At 73.6% G+C, this 23557-nt stretch carries 23 protein-coding genes; 15 read left to right on the forward strand and 8 right to left on the reverse strand.

The annotated features are described in order from the left end of the window. The first annotated feature begins 135 nt into the window (after positions 1-135). The 4 genes from MRBLMG1_RS29270 to MRBLMG1_RS29285 all read left to right on the forward strand — a co-directional run bounded on the left by MRBLMG1_RS29270 (position 136) and on the right by MRBLMG1_RS29285 (position 3950). Positions 136-996 carry a hypothetical protein gene (locus MRBLMG1_RS29270; RefSeq protein WP_367827149.1) on the forward strand — a complete coding sequence of 287 codons (861 nt, stop codon included), beginning with the start codon at positions 136-138 and terminating at the stop codon, positions 994-996. Positions 997-1083: 87 nt separating this feature from the next. Next, the gene (locus MRBLMG1_RS29275) at positions 1084-1341 is read left to right on the forward strand and encodes an acyl carrier protein (RefSeq protein ID WP_367827150.1); all 258 of its coding nucleotides are present in this window, start codon (positions 1084-1086) and stop codon (positions 1339-1341) included. A 10-nt stretch (positions 1342-1351) separates the two neighbouring features. Further along, positions 1352-2065, forward strand: coding sequence for a 4'-phosphopantetheinyl transferase family protein (locus MRBLMG1_RS29280; RefSeq protein ID WP_414721669.1), 714 nt, complete (start codon positions 1352-1354; stop codon positions 2063-2065). Positions 2066-2300: 235 nt separating this feature from the next. After that, the gene (locus tag MRBLMG1_RS29285; RefSeq protein WP_367827151.1) at positions 2301-3950 is read left to right on the forward strand and encodes a glycosyl hydrolase family 8; all 1650 of its coding nucleotides are present in this window, start codon (positions 2301-2303) and stop codon (positions 3948-3950) included. On the opposite strand, the gene MRBLMG1_RS29290 is transcribed toward MRBLMG1_RS29285, so the two are convergent. Continuing rightward, positions 3891-5597 (reverse strand): FAD-dependent monooxygenase, encoded by a 1707-nt coding sequence (locus tag MRBLMG1_RS29290; protein ID WP_367827152.1) that lies wholly within the window; start codon positions 5595-5597, stop codon positions 3891-3893. The two genes, MRBLMG1_RS29285 and MRBLMG1_RS29290, sit on opposite strands and share 60 nt — an antisense overlap. Positions 5598-5750: 153 nt before the next feature. On the opposite strand from MRBLMG1_RS29290, the gene MRBLMG1_RS29295 reads away from it, so the two are divergent. From MRBLMG1_RS29295 to MRBLMG1_RS29305, 3 genes are all read left to right on the forward strand, one after another. After that, entirely contained in the window at positions 5751-6152 is a 402-nt protein-coding gene (locus tag MRBLMG1_RS29295; protein ID WP_367827153.1) for a hypothetical protein, read from the forward strand. Between the two features lie 100 nt (positions 6153-6252). Beyond that, positions 6253-6990, forward strand: a complete 738-nt coding sequence (locus MRBLMG1_RS29300) for a response regulator transcription factor (RefSeq protein WP_367827154.1) — start codon at positions 6253-6255, stop codon at positions 6988-6990. Further along, entirely contained in the window at positions 6987-8420 is a 1434-nt protein-coding gene (locus MRBLMG1_RS29305; RefSeq protein WP_367827155.1) for a sensor histidine kinase, read from the forward strand. Before MRBLMG1_RS29300 ends, MRBLMG1_RS29305 begins: the two co-directional genes overlap by 4 nt. Here the strand turns inward: MRBLMG1_RS29305 and MRBLMG1_RS29310 are convergent. The 6 genes from MRBLMG1_RS29310 to MRBLMG1_RS29335 all read right to left on the reverse strand — a co-directional run bounded on the left by MRBLMG1_RS29310 (position 8383) and on the right by MRBLMG1_RS29335 (position 13575). Beyond that, positions 8383-8913, reverse strand: coding sequence for an SgcJ/EcaC family oxidoreductase (locus tag MRBLMG1_RS29310; protein ID WP_367827156.1), 531 nt, complete (start codon positions 8911-8913; stop codon positions 8383-8385). The genes MRBLMG1_RS29305 and MRBLMG1_RS29310 overlap by 38 nt on opposite strands. A gap of 130 nt (positions 8914-9043) precedes the next feature. After that, positions 9044-9781 carry a nucleotidyltransferase domain-containing protein gene (locus MRBLMG1_RS29315; protein WP_367827157.1) on the reverse strand — a complete coding sequence of 246 codons (738 nt, stop codon included), beginning with the start codon at positions 9779-9781 and terminating at the stop codon, positions 9044-9046. Between the two features lie 105 nt (positions 9782-9886). Next, positions 9887-11224: a carboxyl transferase domain-containing protein gene (locus MRBLMG1_RS29320; RefSeq protein ID WP_367827158.1), complete on the reverse strand. Its 1338-nt coding sequence runs from the start codon at positions 11222-11224 to the stop codon at positions 9887-9889. A 365-nt stretch (positions 11225-11589) separates the two neighbouring features. Continuing rightward, positions 11590-12042, reverse strand: coding sequence for a DUF6114 domain-containing protein (locus tag MRBLMG1_RS29325; RefSeq protein WP_367827159.1), 453 nt, complete (start codon positions 12040-12042; stop codon positions 11590-11592). A 2-nt stretch (positions 12043-12044) separates the two neighbouring features. Then, positions 12045-12704: a DUF6230 family protein gene (locus MRBLMG1_RS29330; RefSeq protein ID WP_367827160.1), complete on the reverse strand. Its 660-nt coding sequence runs from the start codon at positions 12702-12704 to the stop codon at positions 12045-12047. Positions 12705-12900: 196 nt separating this feature from the next. Beyond that, positions 12901-13575: a TetR/AcrR family transcriptional regulator gene (locus tag MRBLMG1_RS29335; RefSeq protein ID WP_367827161.1), complete on the reverse strand. Its 675-nt coding sequence runs from the start codon at positions 13573-13575 to the stop codon at positions 12901-12903. Between the two features lie 536 nt (positions 13576-14111). Between MRBLMG1_RS29335 and MRBLMG1_RS29340 the strand changes: the two genes are divergently transcribed. After that, positions 14112-14780, forward strand: a complete 669-nt coding sequence (locus MRBLMG1_RS29340; RefSeq protein WP_367827162.1) for a Tat pathway signal sequence domain protein — start codon at positions 14112-14114, stop codon at positions 14778-14780. Positions 14781-14834: 54 nt separating this feature from the next. On the opposite strand, the gene MRBLMG1_RS29345 is transcribed toward MRBLMG1_RS29340, so the two are convergent. Beyond that, on the reverse strand, positions 14835-15293 hold the full coding sequence (locus MRBLMG1_RS29345; RefSeq protein ID WP_367827163.1) for a Crp/Fnr family transcriptional regulator: 459 nt from the start codon (positions 15291-15293) through the stop codon (positions 14835-14837). Positions 15294-15520: 227 nt separating this feature from the next. Between MRBLMG1_RS29345 and MRBLMG1_RS29350 the strand changes: the two genes are divergently transcribed. The 7 genes from MRBLMG1_RS29350 (at position 15521) to MRBLMG1_RS29380 (ending at position 23522) form a co-directional block, all read left to right on the forward strand. Continuing rightward, positions 15521-16216, forward strand: coding sequence for an alpha/beta hydrolase (locus tag MRBLMG1_RS29350; RefSeq protein ID WP_367827164.1), 696 nt, complete (start codon positions 15521-15523; stop codon positions 16214-16216). 167 nt (positions 16217-16383) lie between these two features. Then, positions 16384-17139, forward strand: coding sequence for an amino acid ABC transporter ATP-binding protein (locus tag MRBLMG1_RS29355; protein ID WP_367827165.1), 756 nt, complete (start codon positions 16384-16386; stop codon positions 17137-17139). A 43-nt stretch (positions 17140-17182) separates the two neighbouring features. Then, positions 17183-18034, forward strand: coding sequence for a glutamate ABC transporter substrate-binding protein (locus MRBLMG1_RS29360; RefSeq protein WP_367827166.1), 852 nt, complete (start codon positions 17183-17185; stop codon positions 18032-18034). A gap of 10 nt (positions 18035-18044) precedes the next feature. Continuing rightward, positions 18045-18710 (forward strand): amino acid ABC transporter permease, encoded by a 666-nt coding sequence (locus tag MRBLMG1_RS29365; RefSeq protein WP_367827167.1) that lies wholly within the window; start codon positions 18045-18047, stop codon positions 18708-18710. Beyond that, a complete protein-coding gene (locus MRBLMG1_RS29370; protein WP_367827168.1) occupies positions 18707-19609 on the forward strand; it encodes an amino acid ABC transporter permease in 903 nt (300 codons plus the stop codon). The genes MRBLMG1_RS29365 and MRBLMG1_RS29370 overlap by 4 nt, the downstream gene beginning before the upstream one ends. Before the next feature lie 151 nt (positions 19610-19760). Next, positions 19761-21350, forward strand: coding sequence for a molybdopterin-dependent oxidoreductase (locus MRBLMG1_RS29375; RefSeq protein ID WP_367827169.1), 1590 nt, complete (start codon positions 19761-19763; stop codon positions 21348-21350). Positions 21351-21383: 33 nt separating this feature from the next. Then, positions 21384-23522: an ATP-binding protein gene (locus tag MRBLMG1_RS29380; RefSeq protein WP_414721670.1), complete on the forward strand. Its 2139-nt coding sequence runs from the start codon at positions 21384-21386 to the stop codon at positions 23520-23522. The last annotated feature ends 35 nt before the right edge of the window (positions 23523-23557 follow it).

Below are 23557 nucleotides of genomic sequence, written 5' to 3' on the forward strand. Positions count from 1 at the left end.
TGACCTGATGGGTCATCAGCCACTCGTGCCGCGGCGCGCGTCCGTGCGCCGGTCCGGCCGGCCCCGGCCCGTCCGGCACCTTCCCGGCTTCCGGATCCCCTGACTGTTCGTCCACGCCCTGAGGGAGCGGTTTCCATGAGCACACCCGGCACCACGGCCTTGCCCGACGGCGGCCTGAGGAACCCCGGTGCGGGCCTGATCACGCTGGATCCGGTCCACACCGCCCTGCTGCGCGGCCTCGACGGCCTGCTGACCGGACTGGCCGGGCGCCTCTCCGCCCCCGAGGTGACGGGGCCGCCGCTGCTCTCCGTCGAGAGCCTCGCGCGCCTCGACTTCTTCCGGAACTTCCCCCACCTCGGCGTCTCCGCCGGACGGTTCACCCCCGAGGCGCTCGACGGCCTCGCGGCCGGCGAGGAGCCGGGCGCGCTGCCGCTCCGTCCGACCGGATACCTCCTGCCGTCCGCCACCTGCTACGGACTGCTCCTCTCCCTGGAGGGCCGGGACGTCGGCGAGGGCGGCCTGCGGCTCTCGGCCGCCGGCCGCTGCTTCCGCAACGAGACCCACTACGACGGACTGCGCCGCCTGTGGGGCTTCCACATGCGCGAGGTCCTGTACCTCGGCACCAAGCAGGGCGCGGTCGAACACCTGGAGAGCGGCGCCGAGTTCATCCGGGAGCTGGCCGACCGCCTCGGCCTCACCCTGACCCGGGCCACCGCCGACGACCCCTTCTACGACAAGGGCGGCTCCCGCGCCCGCCTCATGGCGCTCGACCCGGTCAAGCACGAGTTCAGCGCCCCCGACGGCACCGCCATCGCCTCCGTCAACCGCCACCGCAACTTCTTCGGCGAGCGCCTCGACATCCGCGCCGGCTCCCACGGCCCCGCGTACAGCGCCTGCGTCGCCTTCGGCGTCGAACGCTGGGTCCACGCCATGATCCTCGCCCACGGCACCCCCGAGCGGGCCCTCGACCGGGTCCGCGACGCCGCCGCGCTCTGACCGGCGAACCCGACCACCACGCCCCGCCCCGCCCGCCCCGATCCGACGCGCCATCCCGGTACGACGACACAGGAGCACTCCCGCACCATGGAACGCATCTCCGACTGGCTCCACGAGAAGAACCCCGGCCTCGACGGCCCGATCGACGCCGACGAGGACCTCATCGAGGCCCGGCTCATCGACTCCATGGACTTCCTGGAGTTCATCGACCTCCTCGAGGACATGTCCGGCAGCACCATCGACCTCCAGGAGGTCACCATCGACGACTTCCGCACCCTGAACCGGGTGCGGGCACGCTTCCTGGACGCCACCGGACCGGCCGCCGCCCCGGCCGTGGCCGGATGAGCGCCCGCCGGTGACGAGCGGCCCCGCGGCGCAGGGGGAGGGCGGCCCCGCGGCGCGGGGGAAGGTCCGGGCCGCGCTGGCCGTGCTGGCGACCACCGCGGAGGTCCTGTCCCACCCCGAGCTGCACGAGGGGCTGCTCGCGCCGTGGGAGCTGCGGCGGCTGGCCCCGATCCGGTCGCCCGCCCGCCGTGACGACGTCCTGGCGGCACGGCTCCTGCTCCGGCTCTGCGTGGCCCGGTTCACCGGCCGGCCTCCGCACGCGTCCGCCCCGGCCCAGTCCTGCGCCGCGTGCGGACGGGCCGGGCACGGCCGCCCCTTCCTGCCCGGCCGCCCCGAAGTCGGCCTCAGCGTGAGTCATGCCGACGGCCTCGTCGCCGCGGCCGTAGGCCTCGGCGCGGTCGGCGTCGACGTGGAACCCTCGGCGCGGCGGCCCGGCCCCGTGTCCGTCCTGCGTCGGCTCCTCCCCGAGGCCGACGTCCGGGCCGCCGCCGCCCGTCCCGACTCCGACGCGGCCCTCGTCCGCCTGTGGGTGCGTCACGAAGCCCACGTCAAAGCCGGTGATCCCGCGCTCCCGCTCCTGGAATGGACCGACCCCCACCGCGCGGCCGTCGTCGCCGTCGCCTGCGCCACCCCGGTCACCGCCTTCTCCCCGGCGCCGGGCGGAGCCTGGTCCCGTGTCACGGAGGTCCCCGGGTCCGTCAGGGAGCCGTCCCGTCCGCGTTGAGGATCAGTCGGAGGAGCGCCTCCGGGGTGGTGACGCGGCCGGCGTCGGCCTGCGCGGCCCGGGTGAAGGCGATGAGTGCCTCGGGTGGGCGAGCCTCCGGGCGTCGCGAGTGTTCAACGAACCCTCACCAGGGTGTCGTGTCGGGGGTCTTGCGCCCGACTGCCGGGCTCTCTAGTGTCCGCCAATGGTTAGGAATACTTCCTATCTATTGTCCAGGGAGAGAAAGGGAGTTGTCATGCGGAGACGAAGTGCCTCGCTTCTCGGACTCGCGGGCCTGCTGGCGTTGCCCCTGACGGTCATGCCCCAGGCGGAGGCGGCGGACGGTCTGGTGTCGGGCGGGAAGGCCGTCACGGCCTCGTCCGTCGAGACCTCGGCCTTCGGGGCCGGACTCGCGGTGGACGGGAACACGGCGACCCGCTGGGCGAGCCTCGAAGGGGTCGACCCGCAGTGGATCCGGGTGGACCTCGGGGCGAACCACACGATCTCGCGGGTCAAGCTCAACTGGGAGGCCGCGTACGGCAAGGCGTACCGCATCCAGACCTCGGCCGACGGGACGACCTGGACCGACGTCTACTCGACGAGCGCGGGCGACGGGGCCACCGACGACCTGACGGTCTCCGGGAGCGGCCGGTACGTGCGGATGTACGGGACCGGTCGGGGGACGGCGTACGGCTACTCGCTCTGGGAGTTCGAGGTGTACGGCGCCCCGTCCGGCGGCGGTGGCGGAGGAGGCGGGACGGCCGTGCCGTTCGGCAGCCACCTCAAGCCGTACACCGCGGGCATGCTGAAGCCCTCCGGCGCGCAGGCGACGAACGACCAGAAGGTGGTCGACTACTACAACCGGTGGAAGGCCGCCTTCGTCCGGCAGAACTGCGGCAACGGCTGGTACCAGATCATCTCGCCGGACGCCGACCACCCGTACGTCGCCGAGGCGCAGGGCTACGGCATGGTCGTGACCGCGACGATGGCGGGCGCCGACCCGGACGCGAAGAAGATCTTCGACGGGCTGGTGAAGTGGAAGATCGACCACCCGTCGTCGGTCAACCCCAACCTGCTCGCGGCCGAACAGGACACCGCCTGCAAGAGCGTCAACGGCGGTGACGGCGCCACCGACGGCGACATGGACGTGGCCTACGGCCTGCTCCTCGCCGACAAGCAGTGGGGCAGCACCGGCACGTACAACTACAAGGACCTCGCGCTCAAGCACATCGCCGCGATCAAGAAGGACGAACTCAACGCCACGACCAAGCTGTTGAAGCTCGGCGACTGGAGCAGCTCCGGCGACCAGTACTACTGGATCACGCGTACGTCGGACTGGATGGTCGACCACTTCCGCGCCTTCCGCACCGCCTCCGGAGACACGACCTGGGACGCCGTGCGCACCGCGCACCAGACCCAGATCTCCCGGCTCCAGTCCACCTACGCCTCCGGCACCGGACTCCTGCCCGACTTCGTCGTGGACACCAACACCACGCCCAAGCCGGCCCCGGGCCAGGTCCTGGAGGACCCGAACGACGGCGCCTACTGGTGGAACGCCTGCCGCACCCCGTGGCGCATCGCCGACGACGCGGTGACCAGCGGGGACGCCACGTCCCTCGCGGCCGCGCGCAAGCTCAACGGCTGGATCAAGACGAAGACCGGCGGCGACCCGAACAAGATCGCCATCGGCTACAAGCTCAACGGCACCCAGATCTCCTCGGGCAGCGAGGCCGCCTTCTTCGCCCCGTTCGCGGTGGCGGCGATGACCGACTCCGGCAGCCAGGCCTGGCTGGACGCCCTCTGGAACAAGATGGTGGCCACGCCGATCGACACGAGCAGCTACTTCTCAGCGAGCATCCAGCTCCAGGTCATGATCACCGTCTCGGGCAACCACTGGGTCCCGTAGTGCCCGGGGGACGGACAGGGCCCTGAGGTAGGCGGACAGCGCGGCCGCGGTCCCGGCGAGCGGGAACCGGGCGCCGAGCTGTCCGTCCGGACGGACCACGAGACCGGTCGCGCCGTCGGGGAGGTAGAGCCGTGCGAACTCCCCCGCGGCGTCACGGTAGAAGGCCGCGGGAGGTCCGGCGGGAGCGCCGTCCGGCGCCTCCCCGGCCAGGACCGCGAGCGTCGGAAGCCCGCTCGCGGTCCTGGCCGCGTCGGCAGCCCGTGCCAGCGCGGTCGCGTCGTCCCCGTACAGGAGCACCACATGACCGACCCGGCCGCGCAGCACGTCGAGCAGGCGCAGCGGGTAGTGGGCGATCGGCGTCGTCAGGCCCCCGCAGTCAGGGGCGCGGTCGCCGGGCTGCGGTGCCTCGTCCGGTCCGTACGGGGCGCCGGAGAGCGGGCCGTCGCGGTAGCCGACGAGCAGCTGGGCCTCGCGCAGCAGCCGTGTCCGCCCCCGGTCGGGACCGGTCTCCATGCCCTGGACGGCATGGCGGACGGTCCTCCCCACGACCTCCTCGCCGACCGGGCGACGTTCCGCGTCGTAGCTGGCGAGCAGGGCGGGTCCGGCCTCGCCGCGGAGGACCAGGGCCAGCTTCCAGGCCAGGTTGCAGGCGTCCTGCACGCCGGTGTTCATGCCCTGGGCGCCGACCGGCGGATGGATGTGGGCCGCGTCGCCCGCGACGAACACCCGCCCCTCCCCGTAGCGGTCGACGATGCGGTGGCTGATGCGGAACACCGACGACCAGCGCAGCGCGGAGAGCCGCGCGGGCCGGGGCGCCAGGCGGTCGACGACGGCCTGGAGATCGGCGAGCGAAGGGCCGGCGCCGCCCTCCAGGCCGTGCGCGACACCGTCTCCGGCGCGATCCGGGGCCGCGGACGCGGGAGGTGCCTTCATCGACATGCGGTAGCGCCCCGCGCCCGGCAGGGGGATGCACACCAGGAGGTCCTCGCCGGCGCCGTCCGGCGACGGCCCGCTGGAGCGCACGCCGTACCCCGGGGGCAGGTCCCAGTCGGCCTCGACGTCGCCCAGCATGTACGTCTCGGGGAACGCGGACCCCTCGTAGGCCAGGCCCAGCGTCTTGCGGACCACGCTGTGCGCGCCGTCGCAGCCGATCAGACAGCGCACCCGCAGCTCCTCCTCGGCACCCGCGGCGGTGCGCAGCCGCGCGGTGACCCCGTCGGGGTCCTGGGCGAACGACAGCAGTTCGGTGCCGCGCTCGATCTCCGTGCCCAGACCGGCGACGTACGCCTCCAGGAGCCGTTCGGTCTCGTACTGGGGCAGCGCGGCGAATCCGTACGGCACCTCGGGCGGCAGTGAGAGCTCGATCCTCGCCCGCTCCCGCCCGTCGGCGTAGATCAGCTGCCCGCGCAGCGGAACGGCGGCCTCCAGGACGTCCCCGACCAGGCCCATCCGGTCCCAGAGCTCCAGCGTGCGCGGCTGGATCCCGACCGCCTTCGCGTACGGCAGCCTCTCCGGCAGCCGGTCGACGAGCCGGCAGCGCACACCCCGGCGGCGCAGCTCGGCGGCGGCGCTCAGGCCGACCGGCCCCGCGCCCACGACGAGTACGTCGGTGGTGGTGCCGCGGGTGTCCGTGGGGGAGTGGGCCATCGCTGCCTCCCGTCGCCGCCCGGCTTCCGGTCGGATCCGTACGTCCATGGTCACCCGGGGCCGCCCGCCCGGCGAGTGCGGCGGGGCGCCCACGGGCCCCGGAGGTCCCGGCCGTGCGGAACCGGACGGGACCCCGCGGCGTCCGTCACCGGCATGAGCGAGAACCCTTCACACCGGGCCGAGCGGCACGGAGACCAGGAGCCCGGGGACGAGGAGCACGGAGACGGCCGGGCCGAGAGCGCCGTCGGCTGTCTGCTCGCCGTCGCCGGCGTCGCGGTCGTGGGGGCGTTCGCGCTGACCCGGGCCGCGTACACGATCGACGGCGGCTTCGAGGCGCACGCCAGGGACTGGGGAGTGATCCTCGTCGAACTGCCGCTGATCCTGTGCGCCGGCCTCGTCGTACCGCCACTGACCTACGCGGCGGCCGTCCGGTGGCTGCGGCCGTACCAGGCGGCGCTCGTCTGCGCGGCCGTCGTCGGCCTCGGCCTCTGGGGTCTGGCGGCCGGCTGGAACCCGCCGCAGGGCCCCGATCCCGGGTACGGGCCGGGCATCTGACGGATCGTCGAGGCCGTTCGCCGGAAGGAGTACGGTGCGGGGGCGTCCGGTCCGGACGGCCTGGTGCACCGGCGTACGGAACTCGAACTAGGGTTTGCCCGTGCGTGTACTGCTGGTGGAAGACGACGAGCCGGTCGCGGAGTCCCTGCGACGCGGGCTCCTGCGCTACGGGTTCGAGGTGGAGTGGGTCACCACGGGAACGGCGGGGCTCGCCGTCACCACCCCCTACGACCTCGTGCTCCTCGATCTCGGGCTGCCCGACACCGACGGGCTCGACGTCTGCCGGGCGCTGCGGCGCCGCGGCGACGTCCCGATCATCGTGATCAGCGCGCGCAGCGACGAGACGGACCGGGTGGTCGGCCTGGAGATCGGCGCCGACGACTACGTCTCCAAGCCCTTCGGGGTCCGCGAGGTCATCGCCCGGATCCGCGCCGTGATGCGCAGGGTCCGCCCCGCCGAACAGCCCTCCGGGCCGCAGCGGTACGGGGCCAGGCTGACCGTCGACCGCAAGGCGGCCCGGGTCGGGCTCGACGGCGCCGACGTCGCGCTCACGCCCAAGGAGTACGACCTCCTGGCCTTCCTCACCGAGGAACCCGGCGCGCTCATGTCCCGCGAGCAGATCATGGAGGCCGTCTGGGACGCCAACTGGTTCGGGCCGACCAAGACCCTCGACGTGCACGTGGCCGCGCTCCGGCGCAAACTCGCCGGCGCGGTGGTCGTCGAGGCCGTCAGGGGCGTCGGCTTCCGGCTGGTCGTCGTAGAGGACGAACCGGCCGACGGCAGGGGCGGAGCCGGTACGGAGGCGCCGGCCGGCGCCCCCGGTACGGACCGCACGTGATCAAGCGGCTGATCGTCAGCTACGTGGCACTCGTCGCGGTGGCGCTCGCCGCCTTCACCGTGCCGGTCGCCTTCACGCTCACGGCCCAGCTACGCGGTGACACCGAGGAGTCCGTACGCCGCGAGGCCACCACGATGGCGCTGCTGCTCGGCGACGGCGACGCCCCCGCACGGCAGGCGCTGGCCCGGATGGCGGCGGCGTACGCGGACGAGACGCCCGGGACGGTGGAGGTGGTGGCCGCCGACGGCAGGACAGCGATGCCGCCGCTGCCGCTGCCAGGCGATCCGGACGACCCGGCCTTCGACAGCGCGCTCGCGCACGGCCTCACCACCGTCGACTGGGGGTCGCGGCTCGTCTGGGGACCGGAACTGGTGGTCACCGTGCCGGTGTACGCGCGGAACGGGACCGCGCACGAGCGGATCGTCGGCGCCGTCCGCGTCCGGTACGAGACCGACGACCTGACCGACCGGCTGTGGCGGATCTGGGGCTTCCGGGCGATCCTCGCGGTCGGTGTGCTCGCGGTGGCGGCCGGGCTCGGCGCGATCGTGGCCCGGCTCCTGACGAAGCCGCTGCGGCAACTCAACGACATGGCGAGCCGGTTCGGCGACGGCGACCTCACCGCCCGGTCCCCCGTCACGGGACCGCAGGAGACCCGGACGCTCGCCCGCACCCTCAACCAGGGCGCCGAACGCCTCGACACGCTCGTCGCCTCGCAGCGCATCTTCGTCGCGGACGCCTCGCACCAGCTGCGCACCCCGCTGACCGCCCTGCGGCTCTCGCTCGACAACATCGCGGACGGTGTCGAGGACGAGTTCGTACGCGAGGACGTCGACCAGGCGACCGCCGAGGTCGTACGGATGAGCCGCCTGGTCAGCGGCCTGCTGGTACTGGCGAGGGCCGAGGCGAAGGTGTCCGCGCCCGAACCGCTCGCGCTCCGCGAGCTGGTCGAGGAGCGCCTGAACGTGTGGCGCCCGGCCGCCGACGAGCGCGGCGTGACGATCGTCCTCACCGGGGACGCCGACGCCCGGCCCCGGGTGCTCGCCGGGCCGGGCAACCTCGACCAGGTCCTCGACAACGTGCTCTCCAACGCCCTGGAGGTCTCCCCGGACCGGGGCACGATCACCGTACGGGTGGAGACGGGCGGCCCCGAGGAGACGGTCCTCGACATCCTCGACCAGGGCCCCGGGATGTCCGCCGCCGAACAGGCCCGCGCCTTCGACCGGTTCTGGCGCGGCCAGGGACTGACCGGCCGCACGGGCTCGGGCCTCGGCCTCGCCATCGTCAAACAGCTGGTGACGGACGACGGCGGCCGGGTCGCCCTGCGGGACGCTCCCGGCGGCGGACTGTGCGTGCGGATCGGCCTGCGGACCGATGCCGACGCGCCGCGCCGGATCAGCCCTCGGCCGGCAGCACCGAGGAGTGGTGGTTGACGATCAGCCAGCTGCCGTCCCGCTTCTCGTACTCGTAGGTGTACCGGGCGTCGACCGCCTTGGTGACCCCGGTCTCGGGGTCGGTGAGGTGGAAGCGGTAGACGCCGGCGTCGAGCGCCGAGTTCCCGTCGAGGACGTGGATCACCGAGCGGACCTTCTCGCCCCGCGGCTTCTTCTGCAGGAAGTGCTCGAAGTAGTCCGCGATCTCCGCGTGGTTCGTGCGGATCCGGGGCGACGCGGTCGGCAGCAGCACGGCGTCGTCGGCGTACAGGTCGGCGACCTTCTCCGGGTCGCCGGTCAGCAGCGCCGCGTTCCAGCGGTCGAACAGTCCGGCTATCTCCCGCTCGGTCACCCTGCCCTGCCGGTCGCCGCCGTCCCTGCCGCGGTCCTTCTCGCCGGCCTGGGCCACGCCCACACCGGCGGCGAGGGCGCCGAGCGCGGTCACGGCGACGCCGGCGGCGACGGCCGCGCGGATACGAGGCCTACGGTTCATCGGAGCTCCTGAGGTGAGTGGACTTCCCCCGTACGCGGGCGCGTTCGGGTGGGGCCACTCTCGCCGCGCCCGGGTTAGGCCCCGTACAGCGGACGGCCAGGGCCCGGACAAGGCTCGGGAAAGATCCCCGTCAGCGGGCGCCGACCGAGTCGATGACGCCGTGCCAGGTGCGCCGGTAGCCCTCGCGCAGCGGGCCGCCGACGAGGCCGAGGACCGTGGAGGCCGCGTCGGCGAGGGGCGCGGGATCGCCGGAGGCGCACAGGCTCAGATGGCCGTCGAGGAGGGCGGCGCCCAGGTCGGGGTCCGCCGCCAGGAGGCGCCGGGGAAGCCACTTCCCGCTGCCGAGCCACGCGCGGCGGTGGTCGCACAGCAGGTCGGCCGCGCCGTCGAGGACGAACGCGCCCACCGCGAGCCGCTCGACCCGGTCGCCCGTGTGGGCGAGGTCGTCCAGCGCGTCCGTCAGGCCGTACCGCTTCGTCTCGACGGTCTCCGGGGCCAGCGGGCGCGGCCCCTCGCGGAGGTCGGCCTCCGCCAGCGCCCGGGCCCCGGCGGCGGCGCCGTCCCGGTCGACGAGGACGAGCCCGTCGGCGTACATGCTCTGCAGGACCGCCCGCCGGGCGGCGACGTCCGCGGCGAACAGCTCGCCGAGACCGGTCCTGGTGTGGACGAAGAACTCCACGACCCGCCCCTCGAACCGGACCGTCTCCCGGTACGACTCGCCGCCGTCCGGCACCAGGACCGCGAGGTCCAGGTCGCTGCCCGCGGTGGCCCGGCCCGCCGCGGTCGAACCGGCGAGGATCACGGCGAGGGCGTCGGGGAAGCGGGCGTGTACGAGACGTCGAGCCTGGTCGACGGGGTCTGCGGTCATGCCGCACAGGATGCCGAATCCCCTGGTCCTACGCGACCCCATTCCGGCCTCTGACGTGCGACGACGGGCTGCCGACCACGCACGGGGCCCGTCGTCCGAACGCGCTCAGGGCTTCACGATGCCGCGGACGACCCCCAGGTCCAGGAGGTCACGTGGCCGCAGCCGGAGTTGGTCCGCCGTCGCGTCGGCCTCCTCCGGCGCGCGCTTCAGGATGGATGCCGCGAGCTCGGGGGCGATGACCGAGAAGTAGCTGTCGGGGGTGGCCCAGAGGTTGTCGGGGGCGGCGAGGGCGAGGGCGCCGCCGGAGCCGCCCTCGCCGATGAGGAGGGAGGTGAGGGGAACGCGGGCGGTGACGACGGCGGCGAACAGGTCGGCGATGGCGGGGCCGGCGCCGGCGTGCTCCGCCGCCGGGTCGTTGGCGGCGCCCGGGGTGTCGACGAGGGTGAGGACCGGGATGCCCAGGCGGTCGGCGAGCCGGACGAGCCGCGCGGCGGTACGGAAGCCGGCCGGGCGGGTCGCGGTGCCGCACTGCGCGGCGAACGCGACGGTACGGCCGTCGGGGAGCCGCCCGAAGCCGCAGCGCATCCCCGGGTCGACGCCGCCGCAGCGGTCACCGGAGATCTCCTCGCGCAGCGTGAAGTGGGCGTCGAGGTACGCGGGGGCCCGGGGGCGGTCGGGGTGCCGGGCGTCCGCCACGGCCTCCCGGCCGCTCGCGGCGGGCTCGGCGCCCGGGGCGGAGAGCGCGTGCGGCGGCGGGACCGGCCCCTCGGCGGGCCGGGTGAGCAGACCGAGCCAGCGCCCGAGGGTGGCGCGCAGCGCGTCGGGAGTCACGATCGCGTCGACGTGGCCGTGGGCGAGCTGTGCCTCGGCGGTGTACGCGGCCGGGTCGGCGTCCGGCGGGCGCACCCGCGAGCCGGCGAAGCCCACCTGGGCCCCGGGCAGCGCGAGCACGACATCGGATCCGGCGCCGAGCGTCGCCCAGCCGCCGCCCGTCGTCGGGTTCCGCAGGACCGCGATCTGCGGCAGCCCGGCGGCACGGGTGAGCGCCGACTCGCGGGCGAGGTACTGGAGCTGGAGGAGCGCCCGCATGCCCTCGTGCATCCGGCTGCCGCCGGTCGCCGGCAGGACGACCACGGGCAGTCGGCGTGCGCGGGCCAGCGCGTGGGCGGCCGCCGCGCGCGCTCCCGTCCGCTCGCCGAGGGAGCCGCCGAGGAACCGGAACTCGAAGGAGATCAGCACCACCCGTACCCCGCACACCGTGCCCGTGCCGCAGACCACCGACTCGGTCTCGCCGGTGCGTTCGGCGGCGCGCGCGTGCGCGGCGGAGTAGCCGGGCCAGTCGATCGGCCCGTCGCCGGCCAGAGGCCCCTCCCCGTGCGGGAGTTCGGTGAAGTCGTCAGCCACGAGGGCGATCGCCTCGCGTGCCGTCCTCGGGTCGCTCATGGGGGCCTCGCCGCTCGTCGCCGGAGTGTGCGTACGGGTGGGGTCGGGGCCGGCGCGCAGGCACGGCCCGATCGTGCGTTCCCACCGTACCGCCCGGTCGGGCGAGGGCCGGGTCGCGCCGGTCGTACGGCGTTCGAGTGCGGAGGCCCGCCCCCGGGGCCTCGCCCGGCCCAGGCCTGCCTCCGCCGGGCTCACCTCCCTCAGGCGGGGTCCGGAGCCGGGTGCGTCCGGCCGGGAGCGGACCCGGCAGGGAGTGGACCCGGCAGGGAGTGGACCCGGCAGGGAGTGGACCCGGCCGGGAGTGGACCCGGCCGGGAGTGGACCCGGCAGGCAGTGGACCCTGCCGCGCGGTGCGGGAGGGGCGTTCAGGCCGTCCCGGCCGCCGTCGGTGCGTCCGTCGCGCGTCCGGCCGTCCCCGGCTTCCGGCGCCGGAAGAGCCGGCGCTGCCGCGGCGGCCGGTCCGGGAGCCAGCCGAAGGCGAGGGAGCTGCCGATGAGCCCCAGCATCATCCCCACGAGGAACCCGCCCAGGTTGGAGGTCACCCAGCTCCCGAGGGACGCCAGGACTCCGACGACCGAGTAGAAGAGCCGTTGGCGGGGGTTGAGGACGACGAGCAGTCCGCAGATCACCATGAGGCCGGGCAGGACGTAGCCCACCAGGCTGTCGGCTCCCGCCGTGAGGATCACGTTGATGCTCGCCCGCTGGGTCAGCAGGATCTCCGCCCCGCCCAGGGCGAGCGTGACACCGGCGCCGAAGGGGCGGCGGTGCCGCCAGCGCCGGAAGGTCCGCCAAGGGTGCCGGGGACGGCCGGGCGCCACGCTCAGCAGCCCTTCGAGCTGAAGCTCATGTGCAGGTCGGGCAGGGTGAACCGGACGGCGGTCGTGGCGTAGTTGGTCTGGCGCAGGTCCTTGATGGTGACGGTGTCGGCCTGCTGCCCGAAGGAGCCGAGGGGGCCCTTGACCGGCGGCTTCTCGAAGGTGCTCGCGTCGCCGCCGATCTCGATGTTGTCGAAGTCGGCGACCTTGCCGCTGATGTCGGTGGAGTCGGTGGTGAGCCCCGAGGCCTTGACCGGGGTTCCCTTGCCGCCCGCCGTGATGTGCAGGTAGGTACCGCCGAGCTCCACGCTCTGGCAGAGGTTGGTGAGCTTCGCCTCGCGGATCGCGGTGACGATGACCAGCACCTGGCCGCCGGTGTCGCCGGCGTTGGGGCTGCCCTCGGCCATGTTGTCGAGGGCGCCGAACTGACCGAAGCCGGTGCCCTCCATGGAGTCGGCGGCGACGGTGAACGGCATCCCGGAGATGGCGAACTGGGCGGCGAGCGCCCCTTGCGCGGTGAGGACGACGAGGGTGGCGGCGATGGCCAGGGCGGGGCCGCCCATCAGCGCCGCGCGGCGGTAGCGGACCCGGCCCCGTCTGCCGGAACCGTCCTCGGTCGCGGCGGGGTTCGTGGGCTGGTCGGGGGTGCCTTCGGACAGGGCCATGCGGTGCTCCTGACATGAGTGAGGAAACAGACCTGCGCGGCGACGTCCTGGCGCGGACCGTCCCCCAACCCGCCCGGGTCTTCCTCGCGTGGTGCGGAGGCAGACGTGCCGCAGGGGACCGATCGGACCGTAAGGCTTGCTGTTACCCGGGGTCAACTCCTCTGCATGCACGGCCTGTTGGGGACGCGACGATCGATCATTCGGACGTGAAGGGGGCCACCACGACGTGCACCAGGCTGTCGAGGAGGAGCGGGATGCCGGTGAACCGCCCCTCGTCGACCGCCCGGTGGACCGCGGCGTGGACGGCACCCACCACGATGTCGACCAGCTCGCCCCGCGGCACCCAGGCCGGCCCCGGCGGGGCATCGGTGAAGAAGCGGCGAAAACTGGCCAGAAGTTCGGCGCGGGCACGGCGTCCCGCCGGCCCCAGGGACTCGATCTCGACCACCATCGTGGCGAACGCCGGGGTCTGGGTGAGCAGGGTCAGGAGCACCCGCAGTCCGGCGCGTACCGCGGCCGGCCAGTCCGCCGCGCCACCCGCCTCCTCGTACGCCTTCTGCATGGCCCGCACCACCTGCTGCGTGCCGCCCCGGTACGCGGCGAGGACGGCGTCCTCCTTGCCGGAGAACAGCTCGTAGAAGACGGGGCGGGTCACTCCGGCGGCCCGGCAGATGTCGCTGATGCGCGCGCCCGCGTAGCCGTTCGCCGCGACCGTCCGCGCGACTCCGTCGAGCAGTCGTTCCCGCTGCCGCGAGGCCACCTGTTCGGGCGTCAGCCGGCGCGGTCCGGGGCGGAGCGAGCGCTCCGGCTCGCGTCCTGAGCGGGCACCCGGCAGGACGAGATCCTCGTCGGTTCCGCGAGCACTCGTCATCGGCCACATCCTCCCGGGGTTGTTGACGTCGCATACTCGACAGGATTACAACCCTCATGGGTTTTCCTCTCGGTGTGCCGAGCGGTGGAGCCGCTCCCCGTGGGACGGGGCGCGTCCCCGCCGCGCTCCGCACCGAGTATCACGCTCCCGCACCTCTCGCGACACCGCTGCCGGACATCCGTGGCGCCGGATCGTCCGGCGGCGGCCGCGCACCACCCCTCGGAGCGGCACACCGTCGCGCCGCGCACCACCCCGTACAGCGGCACGACTTCGCGCCGCGCACCACCGTCAACCGCGGCACACCGTCACGTCACGCCGCGTACCGCCTCATCGAGCCGCACACCGTCACGTCACGCCGCGTACCACCTCATCGAGCCGCGCACCCCCACGCCGGCCCCCTTCACGGGCATCCCCAAGTGCGCCCGGTACCACCCCCGCACCGGTCCGCGCTGCCCCAGAACTCCCCGCGTACCCACGCGCACCGCCGAGCACAGCCGAGTTCCGCACCCCCACTCCGTACGGAAGGAAGCACCCTCATGCGCAAGCGCGCTCTCCTCGTCTCCATCGGCCTCGCCGTCACCGCCACCTTGGCCGCGACCGCCCAGGCCGGCGCCTCGGGCGCCGCCGCCGGCGACGTCCTCACCACCGGCGGCGCGGGCGGCACCTCCGTCGCCGTCGGCGACGTCCTCTCCGCCTCGCTCTCGACCGGGACCAAGGCCAGGATCGCCACCACGGCCGGCGGCAGCACCGGCATCACCTGCAGCACCTCGGCCTTCACCGCCACCGTGACCGGCAACCCCGCCGCGCCCGGCACCGCCACCGAGTCCGTCACCGCTCACACCCTGAGCAGCTGCACCACCAACATCGTCGGCGCGACGGGCGTCCAGAGCATCACCGTCAACAACCTGCCCTTCGTCGCCGCCGTCGCCTCCGGCGGGGCGCTCACCGTCACCGCGGGAGCCGCGGGCCCGATCCAGACCACCCTGAAGATCAACACCATCCTCGGCCTGACGACCTGCGTCTACCGCGCCACGAGCCTCACCGCCACGCCCTCCAACACGGACAACTCGCTCACCTTCACCGACCAGCTGTTCAGCAAGACCAGCGGACCGGGCACCTGTCCCGGCAGCGGATACTTCTCCGCGAAGTACGGGCCCGTCCTGGACACCAGCCAGGCAGGCAGCCCCGCCGTCTTCGTGAACTGACCGGCGTCCCCGCGCCGTGCCCCCTTCCGCGCCGTACACGGAAGGGGGCACGGCTCACGCCAGGATGCCGCTCCCGTGGGGGGCGTAGAGGTCCAGGAGCCGGACCCGGGTCACATGGAGACGGTGGGCCAGGATCGCACCCACCCAGAACACGACCGCCGCGCCGAACTCCGTGTCCGAGCGGCACATCGACCGGACGGCCTGCGCGTCGAACTCGTACGCCCGCACGGGCGTCATCGCCTCGGCCCCCGACTGGCACAGATACGGCGGGAACAGCCAGGACAGGCCCACCAGCTCGCCGTGGCGGAGGGTCTCGATCACGGGCGACCCGCGGCCCGGCACCTTCGCGTCGAGCGTCACGGCGCCCGTCTTCACGATCCAGAACCGGTCGGCGTGCTGCTGCTCCTCGAAGAGGCGGTGGCCGGAATCGAAGTACACGTCCACGGCGAACGCCATCAGGCGCTCCCGGTGCTCCGGCGGCAACGTGCTGACCTTGGGTGCGGAAATGCTCATGGCGGACCCTCCTCGCACACTCGACTCCACCCCCAGTGTCCGCCAGGGCGCCGAGGTGCGCAGGCGTCCGGCGGCCCGGCGCCCGGAAGCGGGCGGCGGCGGGTCTCCGGCACCCGGGGAGACCGCCGGACGTGCGGCTCCGCCACCCTGCCCGTAGCGTGGCCGCGGGGGTCACGGGGCGGGACCAGGGGCGGGATCCATCCCTCGCGCAGATCGGTACGCAACCCATGGCAGACAAGCCCACGATCGTCCTGGTGCACGGCTTCTGGGGCGGCGCCGCCCACTGGGCCGAGGTCATCGTCGAGCTGAGGAAGCGCGGCTACGACAAGCTGCGCGCCGTCGAGAACCCGCTCACCTCCCTCGCCGACGACGCCGAACGCACCCGGAAGATGGTCAAGCAGGTCGACGGCCCCGTCGTCCTCGTCGGCCACTCCTACGGCGGCGCCGTGATCACCGAGGCGGGCGACCTGCCCAACGTCACCGCCCTCGTCTACATCGCCGCCTTCGCCCCCGACGCCGGCGAGAGCCCCGGCCAGATCAGCCAGGAGCATCCGCCGGCAGCCTTCGAGAACATCGCGCCCGACTCCGACGGCTACCTCTGGGTCGAGCCGGACAGGTTCCACGAGAGCTTCGCCCAGGACCTCACCGAGGACGAGGCCCTGGTCATGGCCGTCACGCAGAAGGCCCCGCTCGCCTCCACCTTCGGGGACACGGTCACCGAGCCGGCCTGGCGGGTCAAGCCGTGCTGGTACCAGGTCTCCACCGAGGACCGCATGATCCACCCCGACAACGAGCGGCGCATGGCCCAGCGCATGAACCCGCGCAAGGTGATCGAGCTCGACGCGAGCCACGCCTCGCTGGCCTCCCGGCCCGCCGAGGTGTGCGACCTGATCGAGCTGGCCGTGCAGGGGACCGCCGCCTGACCCCTGCCGTGCCCTACGCGCGCGCGTGAAGCCCTCCCGGGCATCACACGCGCGCGTACGTGCGTGCACTCCCCGTACCCACCGTCCGGCGTGCGCGGGGCGGGTGGAGGGCGGAGCATGAACGTGGGAGGGAGCGGCAGAACGGGGGCGTGACGCAGGAGGGTGCCATGCCCGTTCCGGACGGCGGTGACGAGCTCGTCGTGCTGCGTGGCGTCGACAAGCACTTCGGCAGCCTGCACGTCCTCCAGTCCATCGACCTCACGATCCACCGCGGCGAGGTGGTCGTGGTCATCGGCCCCTCCGGCTCCGGCAAGTCGACGCTCTGCCGGGCGATCAACCGCCTGGAGACCATCGACGCGGGCGAGATCGTCGTGGACGGGCGCCCGCTGCCCGCCGAGGGACGGGAGCTCGCGGCCCTGCGGGCCGACGTGGGCATGGTCTTCCAGTCGTTCAACCTCTTCGCGCACAAGACCGTCCTCGACAACGTCACGCTGGGGCAGACCAAGGTCCGCAAGAAGGACCGGAAGACAGCCGAGCAGCGGGCCCGCTCCCTCCTCGACCGGGTCGGGGTCGCCAACCAGGCCGACAAGTACCCCGCGCAGCTCTCCGGGGGCCAGCAGCAGCGCGTGGCCATCGCCCGCGCCCTCGCCATGGATCCGAAGGTGATGCTCTTCGACGAGCCGACCTCCGCGCTCGACCCCGAGATGATCAACGAGGTACTGGAGGTCATGCAGCAACTGGCCAGGGACGGCATGACGATGGTGGTCGTCACCCACGAGATGGGCTTCGCCCGCTCCGCCGCCAACCGGGTCGTCTTCATGGCCGACGGGAAGATCGTCGAGGAGACGACCCCGGACGAGTTCTTCAGCAACCCGCGCAGCGACCGCGCCAAGGACTTCCTCTCCAAGATCCTCCACCACTGAACCCGCGGAAGCCGCCCGACCAGCAGCCCCAGGGGTGATCCTCATGAACCCGCTCAGGACCAGCAGGGCCACCGTGGCCGTCGCCGCGGCCGTCGTCCTCTCCTTCACCTCCGCCGGCTTCGCGCACGGCGCCGCCGGCGGCGCGCCCCGCGACCACGGCGGCGGCGACGAGATCACCATCGGCATCAAGTACGACCAGCCCGGCATCGGCCTGAAGACCCCTGACGGCGACTACACCGGCTTCGACGTCGACGTGGCGACCTACATCGCCAAGCAGCTCGGCCACGACCCGTCCGACATCGTGTGGAAGGAGGCCAAGAGCGCCGACCGGGAGACGCTGCTCCAGCGCGGGGACGTGGACTTCATCGCGGCCTCGTACTCGATCAACGACAAGCGCGCCGAGAAGGTCGACTTCGCGGGCCCCTATCTCCTCGCCCACCAGGACGTGCTGATCAGGGCCGATGACGACTCGATCAAGAAGCCGTCCGACCTGAACAACAAGAAGCTCTGCTCGGTCACGGGCTCGACGTCCGCGCAGAACGTCAAGGACAAGATCGCCCCCGACGCCCAGCTCCAGGAGTACGGCGGCTACTCCGAGTGCCTGACCGGACTGGAGAACGGCGTCATCGACGCCGTCACGACCGACGACTCGATCCTCGCCGGATACGCCTCGCAGCCCGAGTTCAAGGGCAAGTTCAAGCTCGGCGGCTTCGAGATGAGCAACGAGAACTACGGCATCGGCGTCCAGAAGGGCAGCGAACTCAAGGCGAAGATCAACACCGCCCTGGAGAAGATGGTCGCCGACGGCTCCTGGGAAGCGGCGGTCAAGAAGAACTTCGGGCCCGCCGGCTACGAGAACGAACCGGCCCCGAAGATCGGCGTCATCGTCAAGTGAGCCGGCCGCCGTGTTCGACTTCCTCGAAGGCTACGACCTGCTGGGAGCCTTCTGGACCACCGTCCAGCTGACCGTCTACTCCGCGATCGGCTCCCTGGTCTGGGGGACGATGCTGGCCGCCATGCGCGTCAGCCCCGTCCCCCTCATGCGGGGCTTCGGCACCGTCTACGTCAACATCGTCCGCAACATCCCCCTCACCGTCATCATCGTCTTCACCTCGCTCGGCCTCTTCCAGACCCTCGGCGTCAGCCTGGGAGCCGACCGGTTCACCGTCATCAACTTCCGGCTCGCCGTCCTCGGCCTCACCGCCTACACCAGCGCCTTCGTCTGCGAGGCCCTCCGCTCGGGCATCAACACCGTCCCCCTCGGCCAGGTCGAGGCGGCCCGCGCCATCGGCCTCGGCTTCCCGCAGATCCTGCGCATCATCGTGCTCCCGCAGGCCTTCCGCTCGGTCGTCGGCCCCCTCGCCAACGTCCTCATCGCCCTCACCAAGAACACCACCGTCGCCGCCGCCATCGGCGTCGCCGAAGCCGCCCTGCTGATGCGCGAGATGATCGAGAACGAGGCCCAGCTCATCCTCATCTCCGCGATCTTCGCCGTCGGGTTCCTCTGCCTCACCCTGCCCACCGGACTGTTCCTCGGCTGGGTCGCCAAGAAGGTGGCGGTGAAACGGTGAAGGACACGCCGACGGTCCTCTACGACGCGCCCGGCCCCCGGGCCCGGCGCCGCAACCTCCTGTGGACCCTGCTGTTCCTCGCCGCGCTCGCCGCCGTCGTGTGGTGGGTCGTCGCGAGCCTCGCCGCGAAGAACCAGCTGGAATGGTCCAAGTGGGCGCCCTTCTTCACCGACGCCCGCGTGTGGGAGACGTACATCCTGCCCGCCCTCAAGAACACGGTGATCGCCGCCGGGCTCGCCATGGTGATCGCACTGCCCATGGGCGCCCTCCTCGGCGTCTCCCGGCTCTCCGACCACCGCTCCGTGCGCGGCGCGGCCGGCGTCGTCGTCGAGTTCTTCCGGGCCATCCCCGTGCTGATCCTCATGCTCTTCGCCAACGCCGCGTACTCCGAGTTCACCGACATCAGCCCGGACACCCGCCCCCTCTACGCCGTCGTCACCGGCCTCGTCCTCTACAACGCCTCCGTCCTCGCCGAGGTCGTCCGCGCCGGCATCCTCGCCCTCCCCGCCGGCCAGACCGACGCGGCCAAGGCCATCGGCATGCGCAAGGGCCAGACCATGGCGTACGTCCTCCTCCCGCAGTCCGTCACGGCCATGCTCCCCGCCCTGGTCAGCCAGCTCGTCGTCATCGTCAAGGACACCGCCCTCGGCGGCGCCATGCTCGGCTTCTCCGAACTCCTCGCCTCCGTCCGCCCGATGAGCGCCAACTACGGCGCCAACACCATCGCCTGCTTCACCGTCGTCGCCGTCATCTTCGTCATCCTCAACTTCGCCCTCACCACCTTCGCCTCCTGGCTCGAAGGCCGGCTCCGCCGCGGCAGGAAGTCCACCGGCGCGGTCGTAGGAGCCGACGCGGTGGAGGACCTGGCGACCCCCGGCGAGCACCTCGACAAGCCGTAGGAGGTGCGTCCCGCCGATCAGGCCCGGCGAGCCCGACCTGATCGGCGGGAGGCCCCGCAGCGCGCGGCGCGCCGGCCCGTTCGCTCGGCCATCCGGGTGAAGCACCCCGCGGGGACCAGCCCCGGCGGCCCGGCGTGCCGAAGTACCCACCATGAACGCCACCAGGACCGCGCGCGAGCCGGTGTACGAGCCCACCCGCACCGACCGGCTCCTCGCCGCGCTCGGCGGCCTGATCTCCGCGTACGTGTCGCTGGCCGTCGCGGACGTCGTCGCCGCCCGGGTACGGCCCGAGGCGGGCCCCGTGCCGGCCGTCGGCGGCGCGGTCGTCGACCGGACGCCCGCCGGCCTGAAGGAGTGGGCGATCCGCGCCTTCGGCGAGAACGACAAGGCCGTCCTCCAGCTCGGCATCCTCATCCTCCTCGGGCTCCTCGCCCTCGGCGTCGGGCTGCTCGCGCTGCGCCACCGCAGGCTCGGCGCGGCGGCCGTCGGCGCCTTCGGCGTCCTCGGGGCGCTCGCCGCCGTCACCCGCCCCGACTCGGACTCCGCCGTGGACGCCGTGCCCTCCCTCGTAGGGGCCGCCGCCGGCGCGGCACTGCTGTACGTCCTGATCGGCCGCCTCCGCACCCCGAGGCCCGGCACCGAGAGCGCGGACCGGCGCGGCTTCCTGATCGTCGCCGGCGCCGCCGGACTCGCCGCGACCGGTGCCGCCGCACTCGGCAGGACGGCCGGCACCCCCGTACAGGAGCACGCGGAGGCCTCCCGCGCGGCGCTGCGACTGCCCCGGCCGGACTCGCCCGCGCCCGCCGTGCCCGCCGGTGCGCAGCTCCGTGTGCCCGGCATCAGCCCCTTCGTCACCCCCAACCGCGACTTCTACCGCGTCGACACCGCGCTGGTGGTCCCGAAGGTCGATGCCGACCGCTGGCGGCTGCGCCTGTACGGCGACGGCGTGCGCGAGGAACGCACCTACAGCCTGGAGGAGTTGACGGCTCGGACCACGGTCGAGCGGGACATCACACTGGCCTGCGTCTCGAACGAGGTCGGCGGCCCGTACGTCGGCAACGCCCGCTGGCTCGGCGTACGCCTCGCCGACCTGCTCCGCGAGGCCGGCGTCCGCCCGCCCTCCGAGGGCGGCCCGGCCGACCAGCTGGTCGCCCGCTCCGTCGACGGCATGACCATCGGCACCCCCGTCGAGGAGGTGATGGACGGCCGCGACGCCCTCCTCGCCTTCGGCATGAACGGCGAACCCCTGCCGTTCGCCCACGGCTTCCCCGTCCGCATGGTCGTCCCCGGCCTCTACGGCTACGTCTCCGCCTGCAAGTGGATCCGGTCCATCGAACTCACCACCTTCGACGCCTACGACGCCTACTGGGTCCCCCGCGGCTGGGCCGCCCAGGCCCCCGTCAAGACCCAGTCCCGCATCGACACCCCCCGCTCCCTCGCCCGCCCCGCCGCCGGCACCGTCATGGTCGCCGGCGTCGCCTGGGCCCAGCACCGGGGCATCCGCCGCGTCGAGGTGCGGATCGACGACGGACCCTGGCACGACGCCACCCTCGCCGCCGAGGACAGCCGCGACATCTGGCGCCAGTGGGCCTACCCCTGGACCGCCACCCCCGGCCGCCACACCCTCACCGTCCGCGCCACCGACGGCACCGGCGCCACCCAGCCCGAACGGCGCACCCCCACCATGCCGGACGGCGCACAGGGATGGCACTCGGTGGTCGTCAGGGTCGAAGGTGGGTAACGAACGGACTCCGCACCCCCGTTCACGGCGTTCATGAGGGACACTGCTCCCGTGCGTGGACATCTGCCGGACGAGAACCCCGGTTTCGTGGGGCGCCGCACGGAACTGGAGCGAATATCCGTCGCGTTGACGGAGCACCGCCTCGTCACCGTGACCGGCGTCGGGGGAGTGGGCAAGACCCGCCTCGCGCTCCGTGCGGCGCACCGCGTCGCCGACGGGTACCCCGACGGGGCGTGGTGGACCGATCTCACCCCGCTCGACGGCGACCGGCTGCTCGTCGCGCTCGTCGCCGACTCCGTCGACCTGTCGGACCACACACCGGGCATGGCGACCACCGGACTCTGCCGGCGGCTCGCCGACGACCGGTTGCTGCTCGTCCTCGACTCCTGCGAGCACCTCGCCGAACCCTGCGCGCGGCTCGTCACCGAACTGCTCGCCGCCGCACCCGGACTCACCGTGCTCGCCACCAGCCGGCGCCCCCTCGGCGTCGAGGGCGAGCACGTCATCGCCCTCGACCCGCTGCCGCCCGCCGGCCAGGACGCCCTCGAACTGCTCCGGAGGGCCGCGGGCGAGGACTTCCCCGCCGCGGGACCGGCCGGCGAGATCTGCGTACGCCTCGAAGGCATCCCGCTCGCCCTGGAACTGGCCGCCGCCCAGATCCGACTCCAGGGCGCCGAGGCCGTCCGTGACCAGCTCGGCAGCCGCTTCGACGCCCCGCCGGGCACCCGCCTCGACCTGCTCGCCCACACGGAACGCGTCTGGCCGAGCCGCCACCAGACCCTGCGCGCCGCGATCGGCTGGAGCCACGAACTGAGCGCGCCCCTCGAACGGCTCCTGTGGGCCCGGCTCTCCGTCTTCCGCGGCCCGTTCGACCTCGCGTCGGCGACCGCCGTGTGCGTCGGCGGCCCGCTGAACCGCGCGACCCTGCCCGGCGCCCTCGACGGCCTCGTCCGCGCCTCCGTGGTCCGGGCGGCCGACGCGGCGGGACGGCACCGGATGCTCGACACGATCCGCGAGTACGGCGCGACCTGGCTCGACCGCACCGGTGAGACGGGAACCGTCGCCGAGCGGCACGCCGCCCACTTCCGGGGCCTCGCCCGCAGGGCCGAGACGGAGTGGCACGGCGCCCGCCAGCTGCGCTGGTACCGGACGGTCGACGCCCACCACACCGACCTGCGCACCGCCCTCGACCGGCTGCTCCGCACCGACCCCGACGCCGCCCTCGACCTCGTCGGCTCCGTCGCCTTCGCCTGGTCCTGCCGAGGCCGCCTCAGGGAGGCCCGCGACGGCCTCGAACAGGCCCTGCTGCTCAGCGGCGTCCGCGGCCGCGTCCGGGCCCGCGCCCTGTGGGCCCTCGGCGTCACCCTCGTCCTCCAGGGCGAGTTCGGACCCGCCCAGGACGTCAGCGAGCGGTGCGCCCGCGAGGCACGGCACGCGGAGGCCGCCGAACAGGCCGGGCTCGCGGCGGACGCGGGATACGCCGACCACGCGGGACCCCGCCGCGGCAGCGTGCGCGACCGGCCCGGTGACCTCACCCTCGACGCCGCCGCCCTCGCCGGGCTCCTCGCCCTGACCACCGGCCGCGCCATGGCCGCGTACGTCGTCGTGGGCCATGTCCTCGACGCCGCGCCGGGCGGCCCCGCCGACTCCGCCGCCCGGCTCCGCTGCCACCTCGTGCGGGTCTTCGCCCTCACCGGCCTCGGCCGGCTCGACGAGGCCCGGGACCGCGCGCTCGCCCTGCGCGACCGGTGCAGGGAGCTCGACGAGCACTGGACCCGCACCGCGCTGGAGTACCAGCTCGCCCTCACCGGCCTCCTGGAAGGCGACCCCGCGGCCGCCTCGGGACACGCCCGCGCCATGCTCGAAGGGACCCGCAGCCTCGGCGCCAGCCTCGGCGTCGCCCTCGGCCTCGACGTCCTCGCCACCGCGCTCGCCGCGGCCGGCGACGGCGAGCGCGCGGCCGACGTCTCCGGCACCGGCGAGGCCTACTGGCGCTCCACCGGCCAGCCCCGGCGCGGCCTGCCGGGCCTGCGGGCCCTCCACGAGAAGTACACCGACACCGTGCGCGCGTCGATCGGCGAACCCGCCTACGAGGAGATCTTCGTCCGCGCCCTCACCGGCCTCCCCCAGGACGGCCTCGACCGCGCCCTGCGCGGCCCCCGGTACGGCTGACGGCCCGGGGTGCCGGGTCCCGGGGCGCGGCGCAC

Source organism: Streptomyces sp. LMG1-1-1.1, assembly GCF_040815545.1.
Lineage (GTDB): Bacteria > Actinomycetota > Actinomycetes > Streptomycetales > Streptomycetaceae > Streptomyces.

Bases quoted from the DNA above. Each gene is read 5' to 3' on its own strand.
- MRBLMG1_RS29350 (WP_367827164.1), top strand. From the start codon at position 15,521: ATGGCAGACAAGCCCACGATCGTCCTGGTGCACGGCTTCTGGGGCGGC.
- MRBLMG1_RS29275 (WP_367827150.1), top strand. From the start codon at position 1,084: ATGGAACGCATCTCCGACTGGCTCCACGAGAAGAACCCCGGCCTCGAC.
- MRBLMG1_RS29360 (WP_367827166.1), top strand. From the start codon at position 17,183: ATGAACCCGCTCAGGACCAGCAGGGCCACCGTGGCCGTCGCCGCGGCC.
- MRBLMG1_RS29290 (WP_367827152.1), bottom strand. From the start codon at position 5,597: ATGGCCCACTCCCCCACGGACACCCGCGGCACCACCACCGACGTACTC.
- MRBLMG1_RS29270 (WP_367827149.1), top strand. From the start codon at position 136: ATGAGCACACCCGGCACCACGGCCTTGCCCGACGGCGGCCTGAGGAAC.
- MRBLMG1_RS29315 (WP_367827157.1), bottom strand. From the start codon at position 9,781: ATGACCGCAGACCCCGTCGACCAGGCTCGACGTCTCGTACACGCCCGC.
- MRBLMG1_RS29375 (WP_367827169.1), top strand. From the start codon at position 19,761: ATGAACGCCACCAGGACCGCGCGCGAGCCGGTGTACGAGCCCACCCGC.
- MRBLMG1_RS29285 (WP_367827151.1), top strand. From the start codon at position 2,301: ATGCGGAGACGAAGTGCCTCGCTTCTCGGACTCGCGGGCCTGCTGGCG.
- MRBLMG1_RS29335 (WP_367827161.1), bottom strand. From the start codon at position 13,575: ATGACGAGTGCTCGCGGAACCGACGAGGATCTCGTCCTGCCGGGTGCC.
- MRBLMG1_RS29330 (WP_367827160.1), bottom strand. From the start codon at position 12,704: ATGGCCCTGTCCGAAGGCACCCCCGACCAGCCCACGAACCCCGCCGCG.
- MRBLMG1_RS29340 (WP_367827162.1), top strand. From the start codon at position 14,112: ATGCGCAAGCGCGCTCTCCTCGTCTCCATCGGCCTCGCCGTCACCGCC.
- MRBLMG1_RS29380 (WP_414721670.1), top strand. From the start codon at position 21,384: ATGAGGGACACTGCTCCCGTGCGTGGACATCTGCCGGACGAGAACCCC.
- MRBLMG1_RS29295 (WP_367827153.1), top strand. From the start codon at position 5,751: ATGAGCGAGAACCCTTCACACCGGGCCGAGCGGCACGGAGACCAGGAG.
- MRBLMG1_RS29345 (WP_367827163.1), bottom strand. From the start codon at position 15,293: ATGAGCATTTCCGCACCCAAGGTCAGCACGTTGCCGCCGGAGCACCGG.
- MRBLMG1_RS29355 (WP_367827165.1), top strand. From the start codon at position 16,384: ATGCCCGTTCCGGACGGCGGTGACGAGCTCGTCGTGCTGCGTGGCGTC.
- MRBLMG1_RS29310 (WP_367827156.1), bottom strand. From the start codon at position 8,913: ATGAACCGTAGGCCTCGTATCCGCGCGGCCGTCGCCGCCGGCGTCGCC.
- MRBLMG1_RS29320 (WP_367827158.1), bottom strand. From the start codon at position 11,224: ATGAGCGACCCGAGGACGGCACGCGAGGCGATCGCCCTCGTGGCTGAC.